Below are 24,338 nucleotides of genomic sequence, written 5' to 3' on the forward strand. Positions count from 1 at the left end.
ATTGCATTGAAAATATTGAGTGAATCTGATCGAATGGCTTCATGACTTCGAAGCCTGTGGATCTTCCTGCGGACCTTGCGAGCGCCTATCTGGCGCTGCTTTCCGAGCGTGAGATGTTGCAGGCTGAACGTGATGTCGTTGTTGCCGAGCGCGATACCGTCGTCGCCGAGCGGGACATTGCGGTGGCGCAAGCTGCCAATGCGCAGGCCATGCTGTCGGACAGTGAGGCCTTGATTGCCAGTCTGGAACTGGCGATCGAAAAGCTGAAGCGCGAATTGCGCGGCCGGCGATCCGAGCGCACGGCGCGCCTGATCGACCAGATGGAATTGCAGCTCGAAGAACTGGTGATGGCGGCGACGGAGGATGAAGCCGCAGCGCAGGCGGCGGCCGCCAAGACCTCGAGCGTGCGTTCGTTCACACGCAAACGACCGGTCCGAAAGCCGTGGCCGGAGGATATCGAGCGCGAGCGCGTGGTCATCGATCCTCCAGCCACCTGCGCATGCTGCGGCGGGTCGCGCCTGTCGAAACTGGGCGAAGACGTCACCGAGACGCTCGAGGAGATTCCGCGCCGGTTCAAGGTGATCGAGACGGTGCGGGAGAAATTTACCTGCCGTGACTGCGAGGCGATCAGCCAGTCGCCGGCACCGTTCCATGCGACGCCGCGCGGCTTCATCGGTCCTCATCTGCTGGCGACGATCCTGTTCGACAAGTTCGGCATGCATAGCCCGCTCAACCGCCAGAGCACCCGGTTCAAATGCGAGGGCCTCGAGCTTTCGACCTCGACGCTGGCCGACCAGGTCGGGTATGGAACGGCCGCGCTCCTGCCGATCTTTGATTTGATCGAGGCGCATGTCTTTGCGGCCGAGCGCCTTTTTGGCGATGACACCACCATCCCCATTCAGGCCAAAGACAAATGCACGACCGGGCGAATATGGACCTACGTGCGCGATGACCGGCCCTACGGCGGAGCGGCAGCGCCGGCGGCCATATACTATGCGTCGAGCGACCGCCGCGGCGAGCATCCGCAGAAGCACCTGGCCGGGTATGGCGGCATTCTGCAGAGTGATTGTTACAATGGCTTCGAGCCGCTCAGTGTCGCCGAAAAGAAAGCGGTACCGATCACCTTCGCCTTTTGCCATGCGCATGCGCGGCGCAAATTCTTTGAGCTGGCCGACATCCAGAAAAATGCCCGCGAGCGCAAACGCAAAGGCAAGCCGATCTCGCCGATCGCCCTGGAGGCCGTCCAACGGTACGATGCGCTGTTTGAGATCGAACGCCAGATCAATGGATTGAGCGCCGCAGAACGATTGGCCGCGCGGCAGGAAAAGAGCAAGCCGCTGTTCGATGACATGCACGCGTGGCTGAAACGGGAGCGCGCCACGCTCAGCAAATCGTCCGAGGTGATCGAGCCGATCGATTACATGCTGAAGCGCTGGATGGTTTTGCCCGTTTCCTCGACGATGGCCGGATTTGTCTCACGAACAATGCGGCCGAGCGCGCTCTGAGAGGAATTGCCCTCGGGCGTCGAAACTGGACCTTCGCCGGTTCCCAGCGAGGGGCCGATCGTGCCGCCATCATGCTCTCCGTCATCACGACCTGCCGCCTCAACGACGTCGACCCAAAGGCGTGGCTCGCCGATGTGTTCGCCCGCATCGCCGATCTTCCCGTCTCCCGCCTGCACGAACTGCTGCCTTGGCAATGGAAGTCGCACAAAGGGACGGCTATTGCGGCGGCCGCGTAAACAGCTCCCGGAACAACGCTTGCGAACGCTCCAGGCCTTCATCAGTCAGGATCAATGACTTCGACTTGTTGACTGGGTCGCCGATCATGCCCTTCTTGTGAAGCCGATCCGTCGTTGCCCAGTCGAAACCCTTCCAGGCGCAACGCTCGTTATGCAGCGTCAGCCATAACAGCGCCAAAACGGCATCGTCGATCTTGTCCTCATCGATCTCCATGAACCGACGTTACCACGCGCGGCACCCAAAATCCCGCGGCCCTGCTCGGATGGATACCGGCTATCTTGCTTCTTGTGAACTCAAGCGCCACTAAGGTAAAATCAACCTGGGTGCCTGCGTCTTTCTGAACTGGAGGAAGACCCCTTCGAGACACCCCGTCCTCGGCTGGCTCTTCATCATTCATAGCCAGTGACTTCCTACTAAATGCTAAAAGTCGAACTCTCGATAGTTGCGTCGGAAGTCTCGTCTGAATTAAGCCTCCCACGTATCGAACTCGCGTGAGAGCGTCCTGACTTGATGTGGTGGGCGGCTGTCTCTCATGTGATTTTCGATCGCCCCCCTTTGGCATACTGCGATACCGAGACCGGTGCCATCCACCACATCAGGTCACGACGTCTCGATCATCTTGCGGGTGGCGACGTTGACGTTTCGCTCCTCCCTGCCTTCTTCACCCAGCCAAAGCTCGGTGCTGCCGTCCCGGAACGAAAATTTCGAATGGGTGAGGCCCGCTGCTATCTGCGGCCGTAACGCGCGCATACTCTTCGTGTATGCCGTGACATCGCGCGCGATTCTCCACAATACCTGCATGTGCGGTCACCTCAGATGCACGAGAGAAGTTATTGTTATACTCCTGCGTTATGATTTGAGCTGTGCCAGCGTCGAAACGCCACACACGAGTAGACCTTAGAACGCCCTTGACCTTTGCCGCTGGATTCGACAAAGCATCAAAAGTCCTCAACTTTGCCGCGATTAATTCAGCTAACGAGAACTATAAACTGGATGAATTCGGGACGGGCGGCAGCAGCATTAAGACCGGATGATTGGTATGGTAGGCTGGATCAGAGACGAAGCAGAGCAGGAAGAAATCAATCTCACCTTGAAACCTTCTGCGGCTGGCCACAAGGCCGAAAGGGAGGCTGAGGTTACTGCCGTTGAGCAGTCACTGACCCAGGCTCGTCGCGAGATCGAAGTATTGCAGAAGGCGCAGGTGCGAGCCGAGATTTCGATTACCGCAGCGTTAGCTCGGATCGAGGCATTGCAAGAAGAGAAGATCGCCGTAGCGGCAGAAGTGATCGAACTACGCGCCCAACTGAGAGCCTCTGAAAGCGCCCGGGCCTCCGAGCAAACTGAGGTTACAGGATTGCAGAAAGAGAAAGCCGCACTGGCGACAGAGGTCGCAGTCCTGCGCGACCAACTGGCGGCCTCGGCAAGCGACCGAGCCTCAGAGCAAACCAAGTTTACGGGACTGCAGAAAGAGAAAGCCGCACTGGCGACAGAGGTCGCAATCCTGCGCGATCAACTGGCGGCTTCGGCAAGCGACCGAGCCTCAGAGCAAGCCAAGGTTAAGGCGCTACAGAAAGAAAAGACTGCACTCTCAGGACAGTCCACGAAATTGCGTCAGGAGTTGGCAGCCTCGGAGCGCAAGCTCAAGGCCGTGTATCAAAGCACCTCTTGGCGGATAACGAGGCCGCTTCGTAGCGTGAAACTAACCTCCATATGGAAGAAGACGCGCTGATTCGGCGCGCTTAAGCCCTCGGCAAGGATGTTCCCGGGATTGGGAGGTTACTTGTCGCTTGTACGAAAGCATACGGGAAGACGGAGTCCTGATCGGTGGATCACAATCTCATTACCGCGCCGCCCCTAGTCGACGAGGAAGCAGGCACATCGGTTTCCCCTGAGCTGGTGGCCAGCTGGGTACTCGCTCTTCCACTGCCGCCTCAAGACGCTGCTCGTCGGTGGGCCGCTTTGGCCGACCGAATACGACCTCGATTTCCGAGCCAGGCCCTTGCGCTGCTACGTGCGGCTCATGAACTCGATTCTTCACCTCGAATTGCCCGGAAATTTGGGTTTGCGTTAATCGAAATAGGGGCGGCTGAGGACGCTCTCAAAATGCTCCAGCCGGTGGTGGACGGACTGAATCTTTCTTCGCGCGAGAAGCGATTGCTGAAGCTTGCGCGCGAAGGCCATGACGCCGCCACATTGAAGGCGCGCGCTACCCGCGCCTTGCGCAGCAGCCTGCGTGTCGCCGCGATCATGGATGAATTTACTTACACGGGCTATGCGCCCGAGTGTGATCTGCAACAGCTATCGGTTGGGAATTGGCAGACTGAATTAGAAGACTTTCGGCCCGAACTGCTTCTAGTCGAATCTGCCTGGAGGGGACTCAACGAGGAATGGGGGTCGAAGGTCTGGCAACTGAGCCGAGAAATACAGGGCATCATTGACTGGTGCCGTGCCCGCAGCATCCCAACCGCTTTTTGGAACAAGGAGGATCCGGTCCATTTCGAGAGCTTTTTGACCACGGCTCAGAGGTTTGACCTAGTCTTCACAACCGATATCGATTGCATATCGCGCTACAAGGCGAAACTTGGGCATGACCGCGTGCATCTACTGCCTTTTGCCTGCCAGCCCGAAGTCCACAACCCAGTCGAGATCGGTCCGCGCAAGGACGCCTTTTGCTTTGCTGGTGCATATTACGTCCGCTATCCCGATCGCACTCGGGATCTGGATAATTTTCTGGCCAGCCTGACGAAGTACCGACGTTTTGAGATCTTTGACCGTAACTTTGGCAAGGATCACCTGGATTACAAATTCCCGGAAGATTACGGCAAATACATTGTAGGTAACCTACCGCCTTCCGAGATTGACCGGGCGTACAAGGGTTATACCTTTGGGATCAACCTGAATTCAGTCAAGAATTCCCAGAGCATGTATGCTCGCCGCGTGTACGAATTGCTTGCGTCCAACACTCGTGTCATCAGCAACTATTCACGGGGCTTGCGACTTATGTTCGGCGATCTGGTCGTCTCGACCGACAGCGGCGACGAGGCACTGCGGCGTGTCCGCAAGCAGGACGAGATGGGCCTCACAGCTAGGCTGCGACTGGCGGGCTTGCGCAAGGCCCTGTCGGAACACACCTACAGTCACCGACTGGCGCGGATCGCCCATCATGCGGGGATTGTTATGCCCGACCTCTCCGCGCTTCCGCGGATCACCATCCTGGCCCGAGCCATGACCCTGAGCGAGGCCAACAGCCTGACTGCGCAAATCCGTCGCCAGAAGTTACCTGGTTTGCGGGTGGTTCTGGTCCTACCCGCTGATATCGATTTGCCGGCGGACGATCTGCCCTGCCCAATGCGTCGGCTGACCCCAAAAGAGGCCGCTCGAATTCGCTTGGGAGATTTGGTGGCGTGTGACGAGTGGCTGGCGGGTTTCGTCCCTGGCGATTATTACGGCGAGAATTATTTGACAGACCTGATCCTTGCGACCCGCTACAGCGGCGCAGCCGTTCTAGGCAAGGCAGCCTACCACCATCTCGACGAAGGCGGCGTAGCGCTTGTCGATGGCCCGAGTTATGTGCCTGTCGATCGTGTGGCGGTCCGCCGCTCGCTCCTGCGCGGCGATCAAGCGCCTGCGGCCGGACTAGACCGATGGTTGCAGGATTTGCCAGATGCCGTCCTCGAGGGGGGGGAAATGCTGGCGCTCGATCCCTTCGGCTATTGCGAAGGTGGGGCCATTAATCCGGGCGCCGAGGAGCGAGTGGCGGTTGCGGTGGAGGATTTGCCGGGGATCAATCTGGGGCTTGCCGAAGTCGAACTCGCGGCGCGGGCTGATGCGATTGCCCCGGCATGGGATATCGAGATCACCGTTCCATTTATTCCCGGCGCGGCGCTGGCCGCCGACATGCCGAAACCTGGAACGGGCAAGGTCACCTGGATAACCGACGCAAAGGGAGTTTGGCATCTTACCAGCACCTTGGGCGACGAGGAACATGTCTATATCTACGAAAGGAAGTTCCGCCCGCTGTCGGCGTTGAAGGGTGAGGACGGGAGCTATCGCCTGCATCCGCTGGTCGGGCCTGGGCTGAGCACGCAATTCGTTGCGGTCTGGCTCGATGCGCAAAAACAGAAGATCGGCCATCAAATGTTGGCCACCAGCCGAAATGCCCTACTGAAGCCATCTGAAGGCACAGAATTCGTCCGGTTTGGTATTCGTCTACGTGGTCCTGGCCGCTGCACTGTACACGGAGTCTTGTTAGATGATCGCCACCCTGCTCCGCGCCCAATTATCTCCGGATCGAGATTGCTCCTACTGACTAACCAGTACCCGTCCTATCAGGATCTCTACCGCAATGGTTTCGTTCATAGCCGGGTGCGCGCATATCGCGAACTGGGCGGAATCACTCCGGACATCTACCGGCTACGCCCCGAACACGACGTGTCGTGGCACGAATTCCAGAACATCGACTGCATGTCCGGCTCAGCCGAGCAGCTAGATCTGATGCTGCGCTCCGGGCAGTATGACCATGTCCTCGTGCATTTCCTGGACGAGGCAATGTGGCGAGTATTGGAGCGGCACGTCGATCAGGTCCGGGTCACGGTTTGGGTACATGGCGCCGAGGTGCAGCCCTGGTGGCGGCGAACTTTCAACTATTCAACCGAGGAAGAACTGGAAAAAGCAAAAACGGCTAGCGATCTGCGACTGGCCTTCTGGCGTAGGCTATTCGCGCCATTGCCTAGGAACCTGCGGTTCATATTCGTGTCAGAGTACTTTGCAAACGAGGTGTTCGAGGATCTGGAGGTCATCTGCCCGCCCGAACAGTACCACATTATCCACAATCCGATCGACGACCAGTTGTTCGCCTACCACGAAAAATCGGTTGAACAACGTGGGAAAATTCTGTCGATCCGGCCTTTCGCCTCAGCCAAGTATGCCAACGACCTGAGCGTCAAGGCGATCTTGGGCCTGCAGAGGCAAGACTTTTTTAACGAGCTAGAATTCCGGATTGTTGGCGACGGCCCGCAATTTGAGGAAATTACCGCTCCGCTCCTCAACATTCCTAATGTTATTTGTGAGAAGCGATTCTTGACACAGCTGGAGATAGCGGCCCTGCATCGTGAATATGGGGTGTTTCTCAATCCCACCCGTATGGATGCCCAAGGTGTTTCCCGCGATGAGGCGATGAGTTCGGGACTTGTGCCGATAACGTCCCGCGTCGCGGCAATTCCGGAATTTGTGGACGATGCTTGCGGCTATATGGCAGAACCCGAAGATGCCGATGGTCTGTCACGTGCCATCCAGGACCTGTGGACGAACCCAGAGGCCTTCCTACAAAAGTCACGGGCCGCGGCGGAGCGCGTCCGCGGCCAGAGCGCAATGGAGAAAATAGTCATGGCGGAGCTGACGGTGATCAAATAAGGACAGCCGACACCGCACACAAGGCGAAGCCCAAACTGATGCTCTCTGGACCGGCCCGGAATATGGAATAGTAAATGAAGCTCAACGTCGTCGGCAACTGTCACGCCTACCAGATTGCCTCTAGGCTAACCGAGACGCCGGTGGAACCTTGCGCGGCCCCTTGCGCTGCAGATTTGCCTATTTTCGAGAAGGATCTACGCAGCGAGAAACGCGAGGGCGACGACCATGTGACGCGGCTTGCTCAGACAGCGTCCGCGACAGGAAAGTGTTGAGCTGAGATGACGCAGACACAGGTTGCAATCCTTGGCAGTTGCGTGACGCGCGATGCCTTCGAACATCTAAACGAGGTGGAAATCTCTTTCTATCTTGCCCGCAGTTCACTGACGAGCATCTATGCTCCACCTTGGGATTTCACCGCGACCGACGAAGAGCTGCAGGTCGAGGGCAAGGGCGTTTTCGAAAACCGCATGCTGCGCCATGACCTGCGCAAGGAGGCGGCCGGTATCATCCGTGTGTCTGCAGACGTGCCGCTGGTCGTGGATTTCATTGACGAAAGGTTCGACCTGTTCCTCGCGGGCGGCTCGGTCATTACCCGCTCGAACTTGCTTCAATTGACCCCGTATGGTCGCCGTCTTGAAGGCGTGCAACTGCTGCGTCGTGTTGAGCCTGAGGCCATGCATATCTGGGAGCAGGCTGCCCTGCGTTTTCTGGGGGACTTGCAGGGCAGACCGCTGATCCTGCATCGCGCACTCTGGGCCGAATGCTACCGAAATGACGATACGGGTGAGATTAGCCGCTTCGGCGAGGCCGACTTAAAGATCGTGATGCAGCAGAACCAGCTATTAAACAAATATTACGATTTCATCACAACCAACTACACGAATGTCCAAACTGTGGCTCCCGCGCCCGAATTGGTTTATTCTAATTTTGCCCATCGTTGGGGCCGCGATTTCTTCCATTTTAGCGACGATTACTATCGCGATATCGCTGGCAAGATCGCGACCACATTAGTGGCAAAGCGCCAGCCCGCAACAAATGACAGAGACCGCCCTATGGCCCCTTCCGCCTGCCTCAGCGACCGCGATCTACTCCACTGTGATCATTTCAGCCTGTCGGGAAGCCCCGGCAGCCAGCCGCTCGATGCTGCGCGCTTGAATTGTGGCCCCGGTAGAGTCACTGTCGGGGCGGATCATGTTGCTGTGGCGTTCGGTGCCTCAGGCGATGGCGCGGCGATCAGCCAGCAACTGCGCTTCACCGTGCCGGACGCATCACACTCGAACGGGGTTGGCGTGCGGGTGCGGTTGCGCGGCTGGGTAAAGATCTCCTATATCGCCATCGGCCATACCGAGGACGGCACCTATCACCATGCAAAGGCAGCCCATCCGCTGCAGGATGAGTGGTTCGATTTCTGCGTGGGCCTCCGCGATCTTGCTTGGGGCTGGCGAAATGGCTGGAATACCCCTCAGGGGCGCCCAATCTCCGATGTCCGATTCTACATCAGGGGTGTTCCGGGGCGGGATGCGGGATGCGACATTTCGGATATCTGGCTCTGGCAGGAGGCCGACCAGCCTGATCGTGTTTTCGACGTAGATCAGCCCATTCCGAGTGAGGTTGTTAGCAAACTCATCGATTACCAACGCGCCTGCTTTCCCGACTACATCCGTCTAGCGCGCAACTTCATGGCGTCCGGCCGGTGTCCACTGGCCGGAAACACGTTACTTGACTGGCCTCTGGGCACACCGTTGCCGCCACAACTCCAAGACAACGGCACCTATCAGTATTCGTGGCATTCTCAGCATCCGGCCGTTCTGCTGATGCTGCTGCACACCGACGCCAATGAGATCGGACCATTGTTCTCTGCCCGTGATTTTGTCACTGACTGGTTGGAGCGCAGCTTTGACAAACCGGATTCCAACATCAAGTACGCATGGTATGACCATGGCGTCGCAGAGCGCACATTTGCGATGGTGACGCTCTATGCGCTGGGGCAAAAACACGGATTCGATGCCCGCTTCATGACTCGGCTGCGGCGGGCCATCCATCGCCATGCACAATTGCTGGCCTCCTTGGTCTTCTATGCCAGCCACCAACCAATCCGCTATCACAATCATGCCTGGTTCCAGGACCTAGCCCTGATGACAGTCGGCTTGGCCTTTCCGGGCTGGGCCTGCGCCGATCTCTGGGTGGAAACCGCATTGGCACGCGCAAAGGATCAATTCGCACAGCTAATTGCTCGCGACGGAGATTTCGCGGTCTTTGCCGAAAATTCGATCGGTTATCATCTCGGCATCGAGCGGGTGGTCGCAACGATCGGGGCTTTCGCAGCCCTCAGCGGGCGCGAGACAGAAATCCCGCTCATCGCAACGGAATTATCCAGATTCTCTGCCCTAATGCGTTATCCCGATGGCCAGCGAACCTTGGCGCAGGGTGATACCTTCCGCCGATCCAACTCACCCGTGGGTGACCCTGACGGGCGCAAGCCCTATGGCAGGCAGGAGATAAGCATTCTGCCGCGGGCGGGATATGCCATCGCAAAGGCCGATCACAGCGGACGGCCCTTCATGTTGGTATTCTTGGCTACCTCGCTCGCGGCGACCCATAAGCATGCCGACAACCTTTCGTTTACGCTTTATTTTGACGGGATCGAATGGTTGATCGATCCGAGCTTCTATTCGCATGAGTATGCTCGGGATCTCCCGCGTTATTTGCGCGGGCCCGAGGCACATAATGCATTTGTCCTACCCGGCGCAAATTATGCAATCGAGCCGGGGCTGGCACGGCTGTGGGGCAAGGAAATCCCCGGAGGCTTCGTATTCGAGGGCAGCCATACCGCCGTGCGGGATGTCGAAATCCATCGCCGGATTGAGGGCGCGACCGATCGGCTGGATCTGCAGCTACGGGAGACGTTGCACAACGGAGCGAACTTGCCCGCAAGTGCTCGACTGATGTTGCACTGTGGCGAAGGAGTCGAGGTTAAGATCGAGAACGATGGCTTACGCCTCGCTCATCCTGCAACGGAGTTGTCACTGCAAATCGTTCTACCGCCGGGTTGTGACGTCCACCTTTTCCATGGTCGGCAAGAGGACCCAATTAGGGGTGTGACTGGGGTAGGCTTTCTGCAATCCGAACCGATCACCACGATTGAGATCGCCCCACCCTCGGAGGTCAACGCTCTAGTCTGGCGACTGCGCGCCGTGTGATCGGCGTCCTCAGTCCATGGGATCGTGTGCGGGAACGCACAACTGCAGTACAGCGTGGTAGAGGTCCAGTATTTTGAAGGGGTCGATATCTTCGATGCAGAATTCCGACGCAAGAAGCTCAGCCGTCGCTAAGTCCAGAAAGCGCTTACTCGGATCCAGGCCAGAGATCTCGAGCAAATAGCGCTGAAGGATGGTCCCCTGGATGTACACGGTGATGAAACGTCATGCTTCGTCCCGATCGTTCGCTCAGAAGTCGAATTCTCTGTCAGACTGCCGGTAGTCGCGCCGAAACTGTTCCTCCCAAGGGTCAAATTTTTCCTGCTGGCTTCTATCTGAGGGGCGCTGCTTCGATTCGTCGTCGCGGCTCTCTTGTTCCAAAATCATGCAGAATACCCGAGGCCTGCCCTCTATATCATAGAGGGCGCCGAATCTACCCCTGAATTGGTGTCGGCTTCCTGACATCCATGGAAAGTTGTAGAATTACTACGGCAGCCATTATTCCGCCCGCTTCTTAATTCTTTGTTAAGGAATACATTCCTTCGCGGAGATTTGGCCATGGCAGTCGGCGCATCCCAACGTTTGCACGACGGCGTCGCGGCTGTCGAAACCATGACGCGCTTTGCGCTTGCGGTGCTGGCGCTCGCCTCCGGCGTCTATACCTATCTGGGCGTGCGCAGCATTCTCGACGGCTCGGCGACCGCGGTCTTTTTCGCGGCGATGATCTATTCGGCCTCGGTGTCCGTCGGAATCTACGCCTTCTGGACCTATATGGCCCGCTTCTATCCACATGTGACCACCCATACGGGCCGGGCCGCAATGTTGGGCGTGATGGCTTTGGGCGCCGGCATGATCATCGCCATGTCGAGCTGGCTCAATGCGGCGGCGCTGGCCGGTTCGGCCGCGCTCGAACAGCATCTGGCGCAAACGGTGGAGGATTATACGGCCGATCTCGACCAGGCCCATCAGAACGCCCTTGCCGCTCAGAGCCTGCTGCCCGACATTCAGCGCGCCTCCGAACGGTTCGCCCAGCTTGCCGCCTCGGAGCGCCAGACGGGGGCGCTCACCGGCACGACGGGCTCGGGAAGCGTCGTGCAACTGCTGTCGCAAATGTCGGCGCAGATGAAGGAGCTCGAAAACGGCGTCAACGCTTCGCGCGAACAGGTGACGACGCTGTTCAACGAGGGGCAAAAACGGCTCGAAACGATGCGCACACTCGTCTCCGCGCCAGGGGCGATCGAACCGCGCGCAGACCAGTTTTCCTCCGAAGTGGTGGCGCTGACGGGCGTCATCGCTTCGCTCGGCCAGACCTCGATCGCGCCTTCGATCCGGCGCGCCGCGGACGACCTGTCGCTCGGCTTCATCGCCCCGGTGGCCGACGGCGGCGACGCCGATCTCGTCAACCGCCAGGACCAGGTGATGGAGACGGTGCGGGCCTCGGTGGCGGCGCAGTCCAAGGTGCTCTCCGAGGCGGCCGACGAAATCCTCGCACGGGCGCCGGTGGCGGAGCGGCGCTTCGTCCCGCTCTCCTCCGCGGAAGCGGTGTTGCGCTATGCAACCGATTTCATTCCGGCCTGGGCCGGAGCCATTTCCATCGACCTGCTGCCGGGCGTGCTGGTGTTCATTCTCGCTGCCGTGCACGGGGCGATCCGCAAACAGGAGGAGAAGCTGCCCTTTGCCGAGCGGATCACGGCGGCCGAACTTCTGCAAGCATTGCACGTGCAGCGAGCGGTAGCGGCGAATGGCGCCAATCTCGGGGAGGTGGCCGCGCAAGTGGAAGCCGAGAGCAAAGCGGAGGAAGCGAACAACATCACCAATCTCGACGCGAGAACGCGCGCAAAGGATCGCTCGCATGAGGATCGATGACACATTCAAGGCGCTGATGCGCCTCGACGACGGTGTGCTGATGCGCGGCGCTTTCTACGCACTGCTATCGGCTGCGGCGGTCTTCCTGCTGATCGACATGCGCGACCTGACGGCGATGAACGCTGAGCTGCCGGCCTTCGATCCGTTCCATGAGAACCGGCCCATCCTGCCGCCGGCGCTGACCGAAGGCGGACCTACTCCGCGCGTAAAGCCCGCAAGCCCGGATGAAGTGCTGCGACGACCGATGACATTCGAACTCGCATCCGGCGGCGTCTTGCTCGCCGAAGGCACGATCGATCCTGGGGCAAGCGGACGCTTCGCCGAGGAGATTGCGGCGCGTGGCGAATATGTAAAGACAGTGGCGCTCAATTCTCCCGGCGGCTCGGTGGATGACGCCCTCGCGCTTTCGAGCCTGATCCGCGAAAGAAGGCTTGCGACCAAGGTGGCATCGAGAGCGCTCTGCGCCTCCTCCTGCCCGATCGTCTTTGCCGGCGGCGTCAGCCGTATCGCCGAAAAGGATGCGATCGTCGGCGTGCACCAGGTCTTCAACGGCGGCAGCCGCCGGCAAACGGCGGATGAAGCGATGTCTGCGGCACAATCCACCACAGCCCGGGTGACCCGCCATCTCGACACGATGGGGGTCGGCGCCGGCCTGTGGATCAGCGCGCTCGAAACACCGCCGGACCGGCTCCACTATCTGACATCGGCGGAAATGGCCAAGTTCAAGCTGACAACGCAGCCGCTTGCGACCGCCAGGAAGAAGGACGGGTCGGGATAGCCTAGCCCTGCCCAATGGATCTCGGGGACTGAATTTGACAAACTTTGCCAAAGCGTGTCATCTTGGCCGAAGTATGGAGGCTGACATGGCCACGATGAACGTATCTTTGCCCGATCCCATGAAGGACTGGGTGGAAGCACAAACGCGAACAGGCCGCTATGCGAACGCCAGTGACTATGTGCGCGATCTCATCCGCAGAGATCAAGAGCGGAATGACAAGATTGCCATCATGCAGCGCTTTGTCGATGACGGGCTGAAAAGCGGCGCGGGAAATCGCTCAAAGGACGAGCTTTTCTCGGCGGCTCTGGCGCGGGCCGAAACGCCGCGCGACCCCCCATAATGGGATTTCGCATTTCCCTCGCAGCGGAAGAAGACATTATCGCGATCGCTAAGGAAGGAGTGCGCCTCTTTGGCGCTGCACAGGCGAGAAGGTACCATGACGAACTTTTCAGCATCTTCGCTCTGATCGCCGCCAACCCCCGTATGGCACGTGAGCGCCAAGAATTATCGCCGCCTATGCGTGTCCACCCCTTCAAAGCGCATCTCGTTATCTACCAGATCGAGCCCGACGACGATATTTTGATTGTCCGCGTGCGTTACGGGCACGAGGATTGGGCGAACAGCGCCATCTAGTCAGTGGGTCCACGCCTGGTCGCCGGCCAGTGTTTCCCGTGTCATTCAAGGAAAGCATCGTTCAGGAACCATCATCTCCCATGGTCGTTGTCTCTTCGAAAGGAGACCGCCATGCCGAAGCAAGATCCTATTCCCGCACCTGCCGAAACACCGAGAGAGCCGCAAGGAATCCCCGGCCGACCGGATCGCGGCCTTGAGAAGTCCCCCGATCCGCCGATCAAGAAGCCGGAGGACACCAAAGACCCGACCGATCCGGCGCTTCTGCCGATCGGCGACCCGGCAGGAATGGCCTAGCTGATGCAGCCTATCCGGTTGCGGAACTTATATCGCTGCCTCCTTGAGGAGAGACACGCATGCTGATCCAACGATTGCCTGAAAAGCCGGTGCCGGGCGCAATCATCGTCAAGCTCTACCGCTACGGCGACGAGATCAGAGGTTATGTGCGGCAGGCCGTCGACCCGTCCAAGGACGATGTCATCTTCCCCGGCGAGGAAATGGAGCCGGAAGCCGCCTTCCGGCTGGCAAGGGCCCATAGCGCGGGCGAGGCGCCGATCTATGTGGAGCTGGTCGAGGACGTTCAATGGGACCCCAACTGGGGCACCTTGGTAAGCTAACCTGATCCCGTTGACGCGAGAGACAAGTCAGGCTCGTCTCCCACTCCCGACCTTAGCCGGCAAAGCCTCCGCCACGTGCGTCGTCATGCGTGGCCGAGCGGCAAGGCGACGAACCGCGTCACACCGCCCGACTGGATGTGGAGGAGCGCGGCCGCTTTGCCTTCCTTGCGCAGCGACACGAGATCGCGGCGGAAGTCTCTGGCGTTCGAAACCGCCTTGCCGGCGACCTCGAGAATGACGTCGCCAGCCTCAAGCCCATGTTGCGCCGCCGCTCCCTTCGGATCGATGGCGACGACGACCATGCCTTTTTCAGCGGCGCCGGCCACCTTGCTTGCCGGGGCAAGCAGCAGCCCGAACTCTTGCCCGCCGGTAGGGGCAGCGCCGCCGTCGCTTGCCGCCTCAACCGGCGCCGGGCGGTCCTCCGACATTGTCGCGAGATCCAAGGTGATGTCCTTTGGCGCGCCGTTGCGAAGGATGCTCACCGTCACGGAGGTGCCCGGAGCCTTTGCTCCAACCTTTTGGGCCAGTTCACGCGGGTCATTGATCGCTGCCCCGTCGACCGCCGTGATGAGATCGCCCGACCGGATGCCCGCCTTACCGGCTGGGCCGGCCGGATCCGCCTCGTCGACGAGCGCGCCCTTGGCCTCCTTCAGCCCGAGGCCCTCGGCGATGTCGGGAGTGACCTGCTGTTCCTTGATGCCAAGCCAGCCGCGCGTCACATGGCCCTTGTCCTTCAACTCGGCGATGACGGCTTTTGCCGTGTCAGCCGGGATGTCGAAGCCGATGCCGACCGAGCCGCCGGAGGGCGAGAAGATCGCCGTGTTGACGCCGATCACATCACCGTTGACGTCGAAGGCCGGCCCGCCGGAATTGCCGCGATTGATCGGCGCATCGATCTGAATGAAATCGTCATAGGGACCGGCGCCGATGTCGCGGCCTTCGGCCGAAACGATTCCCGCCGTTACCGTGCCGCCGAGGCCATAGGGATTGCCGATCGCGATCACCCAATTGCCGACGCGCGGCCGTTGATCGGCAAAGCGCACATGCGGGAAATCCCGGCCGTCGGCCTTGATCAAGGCGAGGTCGGTCTTCGGGTCGGTACCGACGACTGTCGCCTCGTAGCTCCGGCCGTCGCTGGTCATCACTTCGAGCGAATGGGCATGGTCGACGACGTGATTGTTGGTCACGGCATAGCCGTCGGCGGAGATGAAGAAGCCCGAACCCTCGCCCATAAGCGGGCCCTGCCCGTCATCGGGATTGGGAGCGCCGTCGTCATCCTGGGCTGCGGCCTGTTGCTGCGCCGCGTCGATCTCGACACGCACCGAGATGACCGCCGGCTTCACCCGGGCGACGATGTCGGCAAAGTCGCCGGGCTCCGCCGCCGATGGCGGCTGCACGGCATTCGGCGCCGCACGCACGGTCGAACCTGGACCATTCGTTGCGTGCATGGCGACAGGTTCCGCGACGAGAGCTGCAAGGCTGAGTGCGGAAACGGAGGACAGGGCTGCCAAGACGGCGGTCAAGCGGCCCGCACGCGAGCCCTTTTGTTCTGGAGAATTGGCCATGACGTGTCTCCTTCTATATTCGGAGGTTGATGCACGCGAAGTCGGTGGCGTTCGATCACCGCCAATATAGACGCTGGCCTATAGTGTCTTGTGGGTTCTCCACCGCGTCGTCAGCCCCACTTGACGATAGAACCGAAGTAAAAATGTGATATCCGCCTCATTTCCAAGATTAAATTTCGTTCATGAAATAAAGTTAACCTAAACATAGCATCAGACGGCGACGTCATTCTTCACGCGGCGGCCTTTGACTTGGAGGCATTCTTTTAGGTCGCGGTCTTGTGCTGCCGCGAGCCGGATGCGCCGCCTGGCAGCGGCGCCCGCACAAGTCAGTCCGGCGTAGCGGCAGACGTATCGACGACCTCGAAGTCGTGGGTGATCGTCGCCGTCTTGGCGAGCATCGCCGACGCGGAGCAATATTTCTCGATCGAAAGCGCGATGGCGCGTTCGACCTTGCTTGCGGCAAGGCCGCGTCCCTTGACCACGAAGTGCATGTGGATGCGGGTGAAGACTTTCGGCTCCTGGTCCGCCCGCTCTGCGCTGAGCTCGACGATGCAGTCCTCGACCGCCTGGCGGCCCTTTTCGAGGATGTGAACGACATCGAAGGCCGAGCAGCCGCCGGTGCCGATCAGCACCATCTCCATGGGGCTCGGCCCCGGAGTGCTTCCTTCCGGCCCGGAAGCCGTACCGAGCACGACATTGTGCCCGCTCCCGGACTGGCCGACGAAGGTCCGCTCTTCAACCCATTTGATCCGCGCTTTCATGGTCACCTCCTGCAGATATGCCAAACACGTTCCGACGCGTTGAACCCGTAAATCATCACGCAAAAACACGCCGTGCCAACAGAGCGCGGCGTGTCGTCTTCAAAATTCCACACGAACGTCTGCGACCGCTTTGCTATTCGGCCGGCTGGACAAGCGAGTCGGGAGGGCATTCCGTTGTGGTTCCGGCCAAATTCCGCTGACCGAGGCCGATGGTCGCGACGGTCGCCGCGCTGGCGACAACGGACACCCAGAAGCCGTTCTGCGCACCAAAATTGTCGACGACCCAGCCCGCGATGAAGGCACCGAGCGCCATTCCGATGCCGATTCCGGTCGTCACCCAGGTCACCCCTTCCGTCAGCATCGAGGACGGAACACGGCGCTCGATCAGGCCGAAGGCGGTAATGAAGGTCGGCGAAATGGCGATACCGCTGACAAAGACGGCGAGTGCCAGGATCGGCACGGTGTCCGCCACCAGAAGCGGCCAGGAGGTAATGGCTAGGGCGCTCACTGCGATCAGCAACTGCCTGTGCAAGGGCATGGTCGGGTTGAGAGCGCCGAGAACCAGGCCGAGCACGAAGGAGCCGATCGCGTATACGCCGATGACGACGCTGGCGGCATTGGGCTCTCCGAGTTCCTTTGTGATTGCGACGGCACTGACTTCCGCCGTCGCGAACGTAGACCCCACGAACACGAGCGCGAGCGTGATGATTTGCACGGGACGCAGGCGGATCGCCGAGCCTTGCGGGGCATCGTCCTCGGAATCGCGCGGCTTCGGCTCGGTTGAGCGCTGCAGGATGAAGGCCAAAGTTCCAAGCGCGAGGAAGATGGTGCTGGCAAGCATGCCTGCCTCAGGGAAGAGCGAGACCCCCAGGCCGACCGAGAGCGAAGCCCCGGCGATGTAGACCAGTTCGTCTGCCGATGATTCAAAGGCAAAGGCGGTGTTCAACTCGGGCCGGTTGCGGAAGATCTCAGTCCAGCGGGCGCGCAGCAATGCAGGCATGCTGGGCATCGCCGCAGCCAGGAAGGCCGAGACGAAGAGCGCCCAGTCGGGCCAATTTTGATTGGCCGCCGCAACGAGCGCGAGGAAGGCCAGGACCGATACAATCGTCGTGGGAACCACGACGGCCGTCTGGCCGTGGCGATCCACCAGCCGCGATATATGCGGAGAAACCAGCGCATTCGTCAGCGCAAACGTTGCCGACACCGCGCCCGCCAACCAGTACTCTCCGTGCGTCTGAGACAGCATGGCGACGATGCCGATCGGGGCCATCGCGATCGGCAGGCGGGCGATAAAGCCGGCGGCTGAGAAGCCCTTTGCACCCGGCGCCCTGAATATCTCTGCGTATGGATTGGACATGGGATGTTCCTTGTAAGGACCCGGCACTGCCACTTACATACGTGGCGTATGTCCTTAGTTAGTTGCATACGTCTCGTATGTCAAATAAAATACGCAGCGTATGTGAATGGGAGACTGCATGCGCAGACAGCGTCACGACATGATTGTCGAAACCCGGGCAAAGTTGATTGCCTCAGCCCGGCAAGCTTTCGGGACCGTCGGATACGCCGACGCTTCGATGGACGATTTCACCGCAGAGGCGGGGCTGACGAGAGGCGCTCTCTATCACCACTTCGGCGATAAGAAGGGTCTCTTTCAGGCGGTCATCCAGGCGATCGACGCCGAGATGACGGCGCGGTTGAACCGGGTTTCCTCCGCCGCTCCGAGCCGCTGGGAGGGATTCGTCGAGGAATGCGTCGCCTACATCCAGATGGCGCTCGAGCCGGAGATCCAGCGCATCATGTTCCGTGATGGACCTGCCGTGTTGGGGGACATATCGCAGTGGCCGAGCACCAATGGCTGCATCGCTGCCTTGAGCGAAAGTCTGCGTCAGCTACAAGCCGAGGGCGCGATCATCGACATCGACGTGGAAGTGGCGGCGCGCTTGATCAACGGCGCCAGCAGTCATGCCGCCTTGTGGATCGCCAATTCCGACGAACCGCAGGAAACGTCACAAAGAGCGGTGGACGGCTTCCGGGCCCTGCTCGAAGGATTGAGAGTCGACGAAAAGGGCGGCCGTGGCTGATCTGATACGGGACGCTTCGACCTTACCGGGTTGCGAAAGCTGCCGCCTTGACGGAGGGCAGCTGGACATCCTGCGATCAGAGTGAATCGCGCTCTGTGCGCAGGTTGGAGACGACGCGCCGGTTCTGCACCTTGCAGGAGCGATCCGTGCAGTCACGGACTTCGCGGTCGTTTCCGTAACCCTTGGCCCACATCCGGTTGGCATCTACGCCCTTCGAGACGAGATAGGCCATCGCCGCGTCGGCGCGTCTCTGCGACAGCGTTACCATCTTTGACGCGGACCCGGAATCGTCGGCAAATCCCTGCAGCTTGACCAGCCAACGCGGGTTGCTGTTGAGCCAAATGGCCTGCTTATCCAACGTTGCCATGGCGACGGAATCGAGCGCGGCAGAGTCCAGCGTGAAGTATGTCCGCCGGCCGGCATTCAGGATGAAGTCCTCTTCGCTGCCGGCCATGACGGTCTCGAATCCGGGCGCCGGATCGTTGGTTTGCCCGGTCAACGGCACCGCGGCCGGCTCTTCCAGCGCAGCGGTATCAGTAGTGTTGCACGCGGCAAGCGCCAGAAGCATGGCCGCGGCGATCGGCAGCCTCGTATATCCGGTCAAAGCAGACATCAGGGTGATATTCCTCATTCGACCGGAGTTGCTTGGCTCATCTGAGCGGCACTTTCAGCCTGGTCGGCAATGTGGGGCAGGACCTGCACCGCGGTGCCGATGGGGCAACGCTGATAAAGATCGATCGCATCTTCGTTGAACATGCGGATGCAACCGCTGGAGGCATCCCTGCCGATGCTGCCCGGCTCCAGCGTACCGTGCAAGCGATAGCCGGTATCGACCCCATCGCGAAGCAGGTACATGGCGCGCGGGCCAAGCGGGTTCTTTGGCGAACCTCCCTCGACCGATTCAGGCAGTTCGGGGTGGCGCTCGCGCATCTCAGGCGGCGGCGTCCAGCGCGGCCAGAGCGATTTCCGGTCGATCGTGGCGCGGCCGTACCATTTGAAACCCTCGCGGCCGACACCGACGCCATAGCGGATGGCAGTCTTGTTCTCCATGATCAGGTAGAGAAAATGGTGCCTGGTATCGACGACGACGGTGCCGATCGGCTCGCTGCTGAAATACTTGACAACCTGGCGGCGCCACCTCTTGTCGATCTTGGCAAAGTTGGTGCTTCGGAACGTCACACCATTGTCGACGGCGGTGCCGGAAAGATAGGAAGACGCAGATGCGAAAGTGGGTTTCTGGACCGCCACGTTGCCAAGTGACGCTAAACCACCAAGCACAACATCCCTGCGCATCCACCCCATCGGCAATATCCCCCAAAAGCCAAGTAGCGAGGTGGCAGTAAATCAGATTTTTCATTTGCCACAACATAAAACTTCTCGGCATTCTCAAGTAGAACGGCCTTCCGTGCCACTTCGGGAAATCACTCGGCTGACCTGCATGGCCGTCCACTTGCCCCCACGGGATGTCGCTATCCCCATCTCGTCGAGGGTCCGGGCGATGTGCGACGGTGAGGCGCCGGCTTCTTTCATCGGGGCAATCACCTTCATCACCGTGGTCGATTCAGCGTCGGCCTTGGCCTGTATGGCGACGTTCCGCTTCATGGTGGCACCCCTCATGCCGCCCAGCTTGGTGCGTTCGATGATGAAGGTCCGCTCCTGCTCCGCCAGGCGCTGTAGATGTGCAATTCGAACTTGCTGGCGTGAGGCATCGAGGCAACGCGAAGCTTGACCTTCGGATCGTCCATGATCGTGGCGATGAATGAGACCTTGCGGCTTAACCGATCCAGCTTTGCAACCCGTAGATCGGCGCCTGTCTTGCGCACCAGGGCAAGGGCTTTGCTCAGTTCAGGCCGCCGTTGTTGGCTCCGCTGCCTTCGTCCTGAAACCTGCCGATGACCTCGAACGGCACGTCTGAGAACCGCTCGAGGAAGATGTTGATATCCCGCTTTTGCGCCTCAAGGGCGAGACCGCTGCGTCCCTGCTCTGCCGTAATGACCCGCCGATAGATGATATACTTGAGCATCGGAATATCCCGCCTTTGCTGGATATTCCGATGGCCGCGTGTTTGTTAAGTGATTGATATTGCGAGATTGATGCAGAAAACGGGGTGGGATTCGAGGCTTTTCGTTTCCTCCTCCCAGGCTCTTTGGTGCTATCTTGGGACAGAACCGCCATCTTAGAGAGGAGTAATCCCATGTGGCTCGAATTGCACGACAGCAATGGACCAATTTTCGTTAACATGGACACTGTTACGCACTTCCAGCGGGTAGAGGGCAAGCGACGCACCACTCTCGTCACCTTCGCGCCCAATAACGGGACCTGCGTGATGTTCCAGGTTAACGAGTCGCCTGACGAGATCATGGACATGATGATCAGCGAACAGTAACGCAGGTTGGCCAGATCACGCTGAGGCATTGCCTCGAATTGTCGCCGAGCTTCACCGTAGTGAGGGCGGGATAGATGTCACCCTCTCGATATAGGGAAGGTTGCGGCGCATTCCATTTCAGGGGCCAATGGATGCGGTCTTTCGACGAAATCCTCCGGCCTCCCATACCGGGTTCGACTCCCGCGGATGGAGGTCCCTTTTCAGCGAGGCAAACTGCTCTCGATATCGAAAATCTCGCGCTTCAGACGCGCAATGTGCTCATAAGAATACTGTGCGTCCTCCAACAGCGTATAGGCTCGGGCTTCCGCGAGCTTCGCATGGCGACGATGGTTGTCGATCTGCGCTAGCTTTTGCTTGATCCGAGGATCGTCCTTGTGCATTCCGACCTCCTGGAAAGGCTCCATCATGAAAGCGGGTCTGATCTTGCCTCAGAGGTCAAATTAGCAGGTGCTGAAATTCACTGCCAGTTGCTCACGCGAGCTACGCCATAGGTGGAATAGAGGTTGGCTACGCCTGAGATCGCCCCTCTCCTGCCAAGCGCATGCCTTTCGCACAAACGGTGCAGATCGATGCTTTTTTTCTTGATCGTTGCCGACTTAATGATAAAAACATACATTATTTCAAAGTGTTACAGCGATCTCCGCCCGCCTGAAAAGACGCACAGCGCTATAGCGGCCGGAAACGAAGCTGGCCCTTTGTGGTGTGATGCGACATAATTCCGTTGTGTTCTCACAAAGAGTGGGGCGGCACCTGCCTGCCACTGCAGATTTGGGCACAACGTTCAGAGGTGGGTTGCATAAGTCTTCAAAATGGTAGGTCGTCACCGAAGGAGCCGAAATGAGGGTGTCGCCGGCCGCCTTCCAGCGCGCGTTCAATCTCGACCAGTGGCGCATGGCGCTGAAGGCAATCGCCGAGAAGCGCGGGACGACCACAGTCACCGAAAGCACGCTCGCCACAGCGATCAACCGACAGACATGGATTAACACATTTCGCGCTCGCTCGGACGGGGTGATCGCCATCGCTCGTATCGTTCTGGCGATTGGCAGCCTCTGGATTACATGGCTTGATGCCGCCACCCCGCGCCCTCACTCGAACCTCATCTTCTGGCTGCTCACCGCTTATCTGGTCTACGCCATCGCCGCAGCCCTTTTTGTTTGGAAAGCGCCGGTCCATCTGGTCCGCGGCACGTTCGTACGACACATGATCGACGTCGCCACTTTGATTGGCTTGGCGTTTCTGACAGGTCGCCTGTCTGGCCCGGTCTTCATGCTGATGCCTTTTGTCCAGCTGACTGCGACGCTGCACTGGCTCTGGCGCGGCGCCCTATGGACTGGCTCCATTGGGATTGCGGTCCTGGCATACTTGGCGTTTTCGAGTACCGGCTGGCCGTTCAATTCGGACGTGGACGCGGCGGTCGCCCTGTCGTTCATTCTCTCCTTGCTGACAGCCACGATTCTTCTCACATGGCTGGGGACCCACCAGGAGGTGGTGCGCTCGCATTTGTTGCGACTCGTCGAACGGACGCCTTCAGCGCCCGATGGGCGCGATTGGCCCGCCGAAGCGGCATTGGACTATGCGGCGCAGGTGATGCGCGTCGGTCGCGTGCTGCTGATGTGGAGCGATGGTGACGAACCCTGGACCAATCTCGCAATATGGAAGAACGGCGCATGCGAGGTCAGGCATCTGTCACCGACCGCCTATCTGCCATGGACGCCGGAAGTGCTGCAGCATGCAAGTCTCCTCGTTACCGACGCGAAACACTCCCGAGCCCTCATTCATCGCGGCGAGGGGCGCTTCGATCGATGGCGCGGCGACGAGTTGCCAATTTCTCCGGCGCTCGCCGCCGACTTCTCGATCGCTTCGGCAATCTCGGTGCAGTTCCGCGCAATCGATGTCGAAGCGCGCCTGTTCCTCCTCGATCCGCCGGCCCCGACCCTGGATGACGTCGCCATGGCGGAGATTGTCGCCGACCGATTGAAGACACTCTTCGAGCAAGCGATCCTGCTGCGCCGTCTCAGCGATGCGGCCGCCGTTGAGGAGCGCGTCAAGATTGGACGGGATATACACGACGGAGTGCTGCAAACGCTGGCGGGAACCGCCCTGCAACTGCAGGCCTTGCGCTCGTCAAAGTGCGAACGTGACGAGATCGACAGGCGTCTGTTGGCCATACAATCCATGCTTTTCGAAGAACAAAGAGATCTCCGCGCGCTCATTCGCGCGGCGGAGCGGGGATCCGACCATCGCCACGCAATCGACTCTCCATTGGCGCTGCGATTGGAAGCCCTAGCCGAACGTCTGCGGCAGCAATGGTCGATCGACTTTCGCTTCGTTCTGGATCCCGAAGACCTTTGGATGCCGGCCGCTATCATCGACGAGCTGACGCGGATGATTGCCGAGGCAACCGCCAACGCCGCGCGCCATGGGCACGCGCGAAAAGTCGAGGCCCGGCTCCGCCTCGGCGAGGGGATGGTGATCCTGACCGTCGACGACGACGGAACGGGCTTCGGTTTTGACCGGCGGCTTGAGCATTCGGAGCTCGAGAGCAGCAAGGTCGGTCCGCGAAGCCTGCGTGAACGTGTGGCGACCCGGGGCGGAGAGCTCTCGATCGACAAGGTGGAGCAATGGACGCGGATAACCATCAAGATCCCGGCTCATCCCTGAGCCCGCGCATCGTTATCGTCGATGATCACCTGATCGTCCTCGACGCGCTATGCCTTTTGATCGCGGCTGAGTCCGATTGGCAGGTGGTGGCCAAATGCAGAACCGCCGGGGAGGCGATCGAGGTTGTCGCGACCGAGCCCGTCGATGTCGTCGTCCTCGATCTGCGGATGCCGGAAATAACCGGACTGGATCTCGTTCGTCGCCTCCATAGCGATCGGCCGGATCTGCCTTGCGTCATTCTCACCGCTGATATCAGTGATGAAGAACTTGCCGAGGCGATGCACAATGGGGTGCGCGGCGTTGTCCTCAAGGAACAGGCGCCGAGCGTCCTTATCGAATGCATTCGGGCGGTCATGGTGGGCGGCACCTATTTGGCCGATCAAGGTTTGAGTGCCGCGATTGATCGGATCCGCGAACGCGATGACGAACGTCGGTCGGTCATCGAGAAGTTGACGCCGCGCGAACTCGAGATCTCCGGCCTCGCGGCCGAAGGTTTACGAAGTCGGGAAATAGCCGCGCGGCTCGGAATAACCCCCGGCACCGTCAAGCTCCACCTTCATAGTGTCTACAGCAAGCTCAACATCACGACGCGCGTCGAACTCGCCAATATTTCCCAGCGGCTGCAGCTTGGTTCGAGCTGAT

The 24,338-nt window shown here is 59.8% G+C and carries 22 protein-coding genes and 1 pseudogene; 14 read left to right on the forward strand and 9 right to left on the reverse strand.

Annotation, left to right across the window (positions count from 1 at the left end; all coding sequences use genetic code 11):
• Positions 1-41: 41 nt before the first annotated feature.
• Positions 42-1,741 (forward strand): IS66 family transposase gene (locus RHIBR816_RS34300; RefSeq protein WP_085929544.1). Its coding sequence is split into 2 segments (ribosomal slippage): positions 42-1,437 and positions 1,437-1,741, totalling 1,701 coding nucleotides; the frame shifts between segments, so codons are not numbered across the junction.
• Here RHIBR816_RS34300 and RHIBR816_RS0117345 read toward each other — a convergent pair.
• The gene (locus RHIBR816_RS0117345; protein ID WP_018237844.1) at positions 1,722-1,955 is read right to left on the reverse strand and encodes a DUF6429 family protein; all 234 of its coding nucleotides are present in this window, start codon (positions 1,953-1,955) and stop codon (positions 1,722-1,724) included. The genes RHIBR816_RS34300 and RHIBR816_RS0117345 overlap by 20 nt on opposite strands.
• A 387-nt stretch (positions 1,956-2,342) precedes the next feature.
• Positions 2,343-2,543, reverse strand: coding sequence for a hypothetical protein (locus RHIBR816_RS0117350; RefSeq protein ID WP_018237845.1), 201 nt, complete (start codon positions 2,541-2,543; stop codon positions 2,343-2,345).
• A gap of 238 nt (positions 2,544-2,781) precedes the next feature.
• On the opposite strand from RHIBR816_RS0117350, the gene RHIBR816_RS0117355 reads away from it, so the two are divergent.
• From RHIBR816_RS0117355 to RHIBR816_RS0117410, 9 genes are all read left to right on the forward strand, one after another.
• Positions 2,782-3,471 (forward strand): hypothetical protein, encoded by a 690-nt coding sequence (locus RHIBR816_RS0117355; protein WP_026187112.1) that lies wholly within the window; start codon positions 2,782-2,784, stop codon positions 3,469-3,471.
• 95 nt (positions 3,472-3,566) lie between these two features.
• Positions 3,567-7,154 (forward strand): glycosyltransferase, encoded by a 3,588-nt coding sequence (locus RHIBR816_RS34305; protein WP_157628203.1) that lies wholly within the window; start codon positions 3,567-3,569, stop codon positions 7,152-7,154.
• 278 nt (positions 7,155-7,432) lie between these two features.
• Positions 7,433-10,354: a DUF6270 domain-containing protein gene (locus RHIBR816_RS35310; protein ID WP_018237849.1), complete on the forward strand. Its 2,922-nt coding sequence runs from the start codon at positions 7,433-7,435 to the stop codon at positions 10,352-10,354.
• A 555-nt stretch (positions 10,355-10,909) separates the two neighbouring features.
• Positions 10,910-12,217: a hypothetical protein gene (locus tag RHIBR816_RS0117385; protein ID WP_018237852.1), complete on the forward strand. Its 1,308-nt coding sequence runs from the start codon at positions 10,910-10,912 to the stop codon at positions 12,215-12,217.
• Positions 12,204-12,995 carry a hypothetical protein gene (locus RHIBR816_RS0117390; protein WP_018237853.1) on the forward strand — a complete coding sequence of 264 codons (792 nt, stop codon included), beginning with the start codon at positions 12,204-12,206 and terminating at the stop codon, positions 12,993-12,995. The genes RHIBR816_RS0117385 and RHIBR816_RS0117390 overlap by 14 nt, the downstream gene beginning before the upstream one ends.
• Positions 12,996-13,080: 85 nt before the next feature.
• Positions 13,081-13,335: a type II toxin-antitoxin system ParD family antitoxin gene (locus RHIBR816_RS0117395; protein ID WP_018237854.1), complete on the forward strand. Its 255-nt coding sequence runs from the start codon at positions 13,081-13,083 to the stop codon at positions 13,333-13,335.
• On the forward strand, positions 13,335-13,628 hold the full coding sequence (locus tag RHIBR816_RS0117400; RefSeq protein WP_018237855.1) for a type II toxin-antitoxin system RelE/ParE family toxin: 294 nt from the start codon (positions 13,335-13,337) through the stop codon (positions 13,626-13,628). Before RHIBR816_RS0117395 ends, RHIBR816_RS0117400 begins: the two co-directional genes overlap by 1 nt.
• Before the next feature lie 111 nt (positions 13,629-13,739).
• Entirely contained in the window at positions 13,740-13,922 is a 183-nt protein-coding gene (locus tag RHIBR816_RS0117405; RefSeq protein WP_018237856.1) for a hypothetical protein, read from the forward strand.
• A 59-nt stretch (positions 13,923-13,981) separates the two neighbouring features.
• Positions 13,982-14,242, forward strand: a complete 261-nt coding sequence (locus RHIBR816_RS0117410) for a hypothetical protein (protein WP_018237857.1) — start codon at positions 13,982-13,984, stop codon at positions 14,240-14,242.
• An 83-nt stretch (positions 14,243-14,325) separates the two neighbouring features.
• Here RHIBR816_RS0117410 and RHIBR816_RS0117415 read toward each other — a convergent pair whose 3' ends face one another.
• From RHIBR816_RS0117415 to RHIBR816_RS0117425, 3 genes are all read right to left on the reverse strand, one after another.
• On the reverse strand, positions 14,326-15,807 hold the full coding sequence (locus tag RHIBR816_RS0117415) for a trypsin-like peptidase domain-containing protein (RefSeq protein WP_018237858.1): 1,482 nt from the start codon (positions 15,805-15,807) through the stop codon (positions 14,326-14,328).
• A gap of 326 nt (positions 15,808-16,133) precedes the next feature.
• Positions 16,134-16,568 (reverse strand): OsmC family protein, encoded by a 435-nt coding sequence (locus tag RHIBR816_RS0117420; protein WP_026187113.1) that lies wholly within the window; start codon positions 16,566-16,568, stop codon positions 16,134-16,136.
• A gap of 133 nt (positions 16,569-16,701) precedes the next feature.
• Entirely contained in the window at positions 16,702-17,925 is a 1,224-nt protein-coding gene (locus tag RHIBR816_RS0117425; RefSeq protein WP_018237860.1) for an MFS transporter, read from the reverse strand.
• Positions 17,926-18,043: 118 nt separating this feature from the next.
• Here RHIBR816_RS0117425 and RHIBR816_RS0117430 point away from each other — a divergent pair, with 118 nt between their 5' ends.
• The gene (locus tag RHIBR816_RS0117430) at positions 18,044-18,649 is read left to right on the forward strand and encodes a TetR/AcrR family transcriptional regulator (RefSeq protein ID WP_026187114.1); all 606 of its coding nucleotides are present in this window, start codon (positions 18,044-18,046) and stop codon (positions 18,647-18,649) included.
• A 76-nt stretch (positions 18,650-18,725) separates the two neighbouring features.
• Here RHIBR816_RS0117430 and RHIBR816_RS0117435 read toward each other — a convergent pair whose 3' ends face one another.
• From RHIBR816_RS0117435 to RHIBR816_RS34315, 3 genes and pseudogenes are all read right to left on the reverse strand, one after another.
• On the reverse strand, positions 18,726-19,280 hold the full coding sequence (locus RHIBR816_RS0117435; RefSeq protein WP_018237862.1) for an OmpA family protein: 555 nt from the start codon (positions 19,278-19,280) through the stop codon (positions 18,726-18,728).
• Entirely contained in the window at positions 19,277-19,951 is a 675-nt protein-coding gene (locus RHIBR816_RS0117440; protein WP_026187115.1) for a L,D-transpeptidase, read from the reverse strand. Before RHIBR816_RS0117440 ends, RHIBR816_RS0117435 begins: the two co-directional genes overlap by 4 nt.
• Positions 19,952-20,035: 84 nt before the next feature.
• Positions 20,036-20,672, reverse strand: a pseudogene (locus RHIBR816_RS34315) (recombinase family protein).
• 171 nt (positions 20,673-20,843) lie between these two features.
• On the opposite strand from RHIBR816_RS34315, the gene RHIBR816_RS0117460 reads away from it, so the two are divergent.
• On the forward strand, positions 20,844-21,035 hold the full coding sequence (locus RHIBR816_RS0117460; protein WP_018237864.1) for a hypothetical protein: 192 nt from the start codon (positions 20,844-20,846) through the stop codon (positions 21,033-21,035).
• Positions 21,036-21,235: 200 nt separating this feature from the next.
• On the opposite strand, the gene RHIBR816_RS0117465 is transcribed toward RHIBR816_RS0117460, so the two are convergent.
• Positions 21,236-21,415 (reverse strand): hypothetical protein, encoded by a 180-nt coding sequence (locus RHIBR816_RS0117465; RefSeq protein WP_157628204.1) that lies wholly within the window; start codon positions 21,413-21,415, stop codon positions 21,236-21,238.
• Between the two features lie 457 nt (positions 21,416-21,872).
• Here RHIBR816_RS0117465 and RHIBR816_RS0117470 point away from each other — a divergent pair, with 457 nt between their 5' ends.
• Complete coding sequence (locus tag RHIBR816_RS0117470) at positions 21,873-23,696, forward strand: sensor histidine kinase (RefSeq protein ID WP_018237867.1); 1,824 nt, start codon at positions 21,873-21,875, stop codon at positions 23,694-23,696.
• Entirely contained in the window at positions 23,657-24,337 is a 681-nt protein-coding gene (locus tag RHIBR816_RS0117475) for a response regulator transcription factor (RefSeq protein ID WP_034816477.1), read from the forward strand. Before RHIBR816_RS0117470 ends, RHIBR816_RS0117475 begins: the two co-directional genes overlap by 40 nt.
• Position 24,338 lies beyond the last annotated feature (1 nt).

The sequence above is a fragment of the Ensifer sp. BR816 genome (genome assembly GCF_000378985.1).
Classification (GTDB): domain Bacteria; phylum Pseudomonadota; class Alphaproteobacteria; order Rhizobiales; family Rhizobiaceae; genus Sinorhizobium.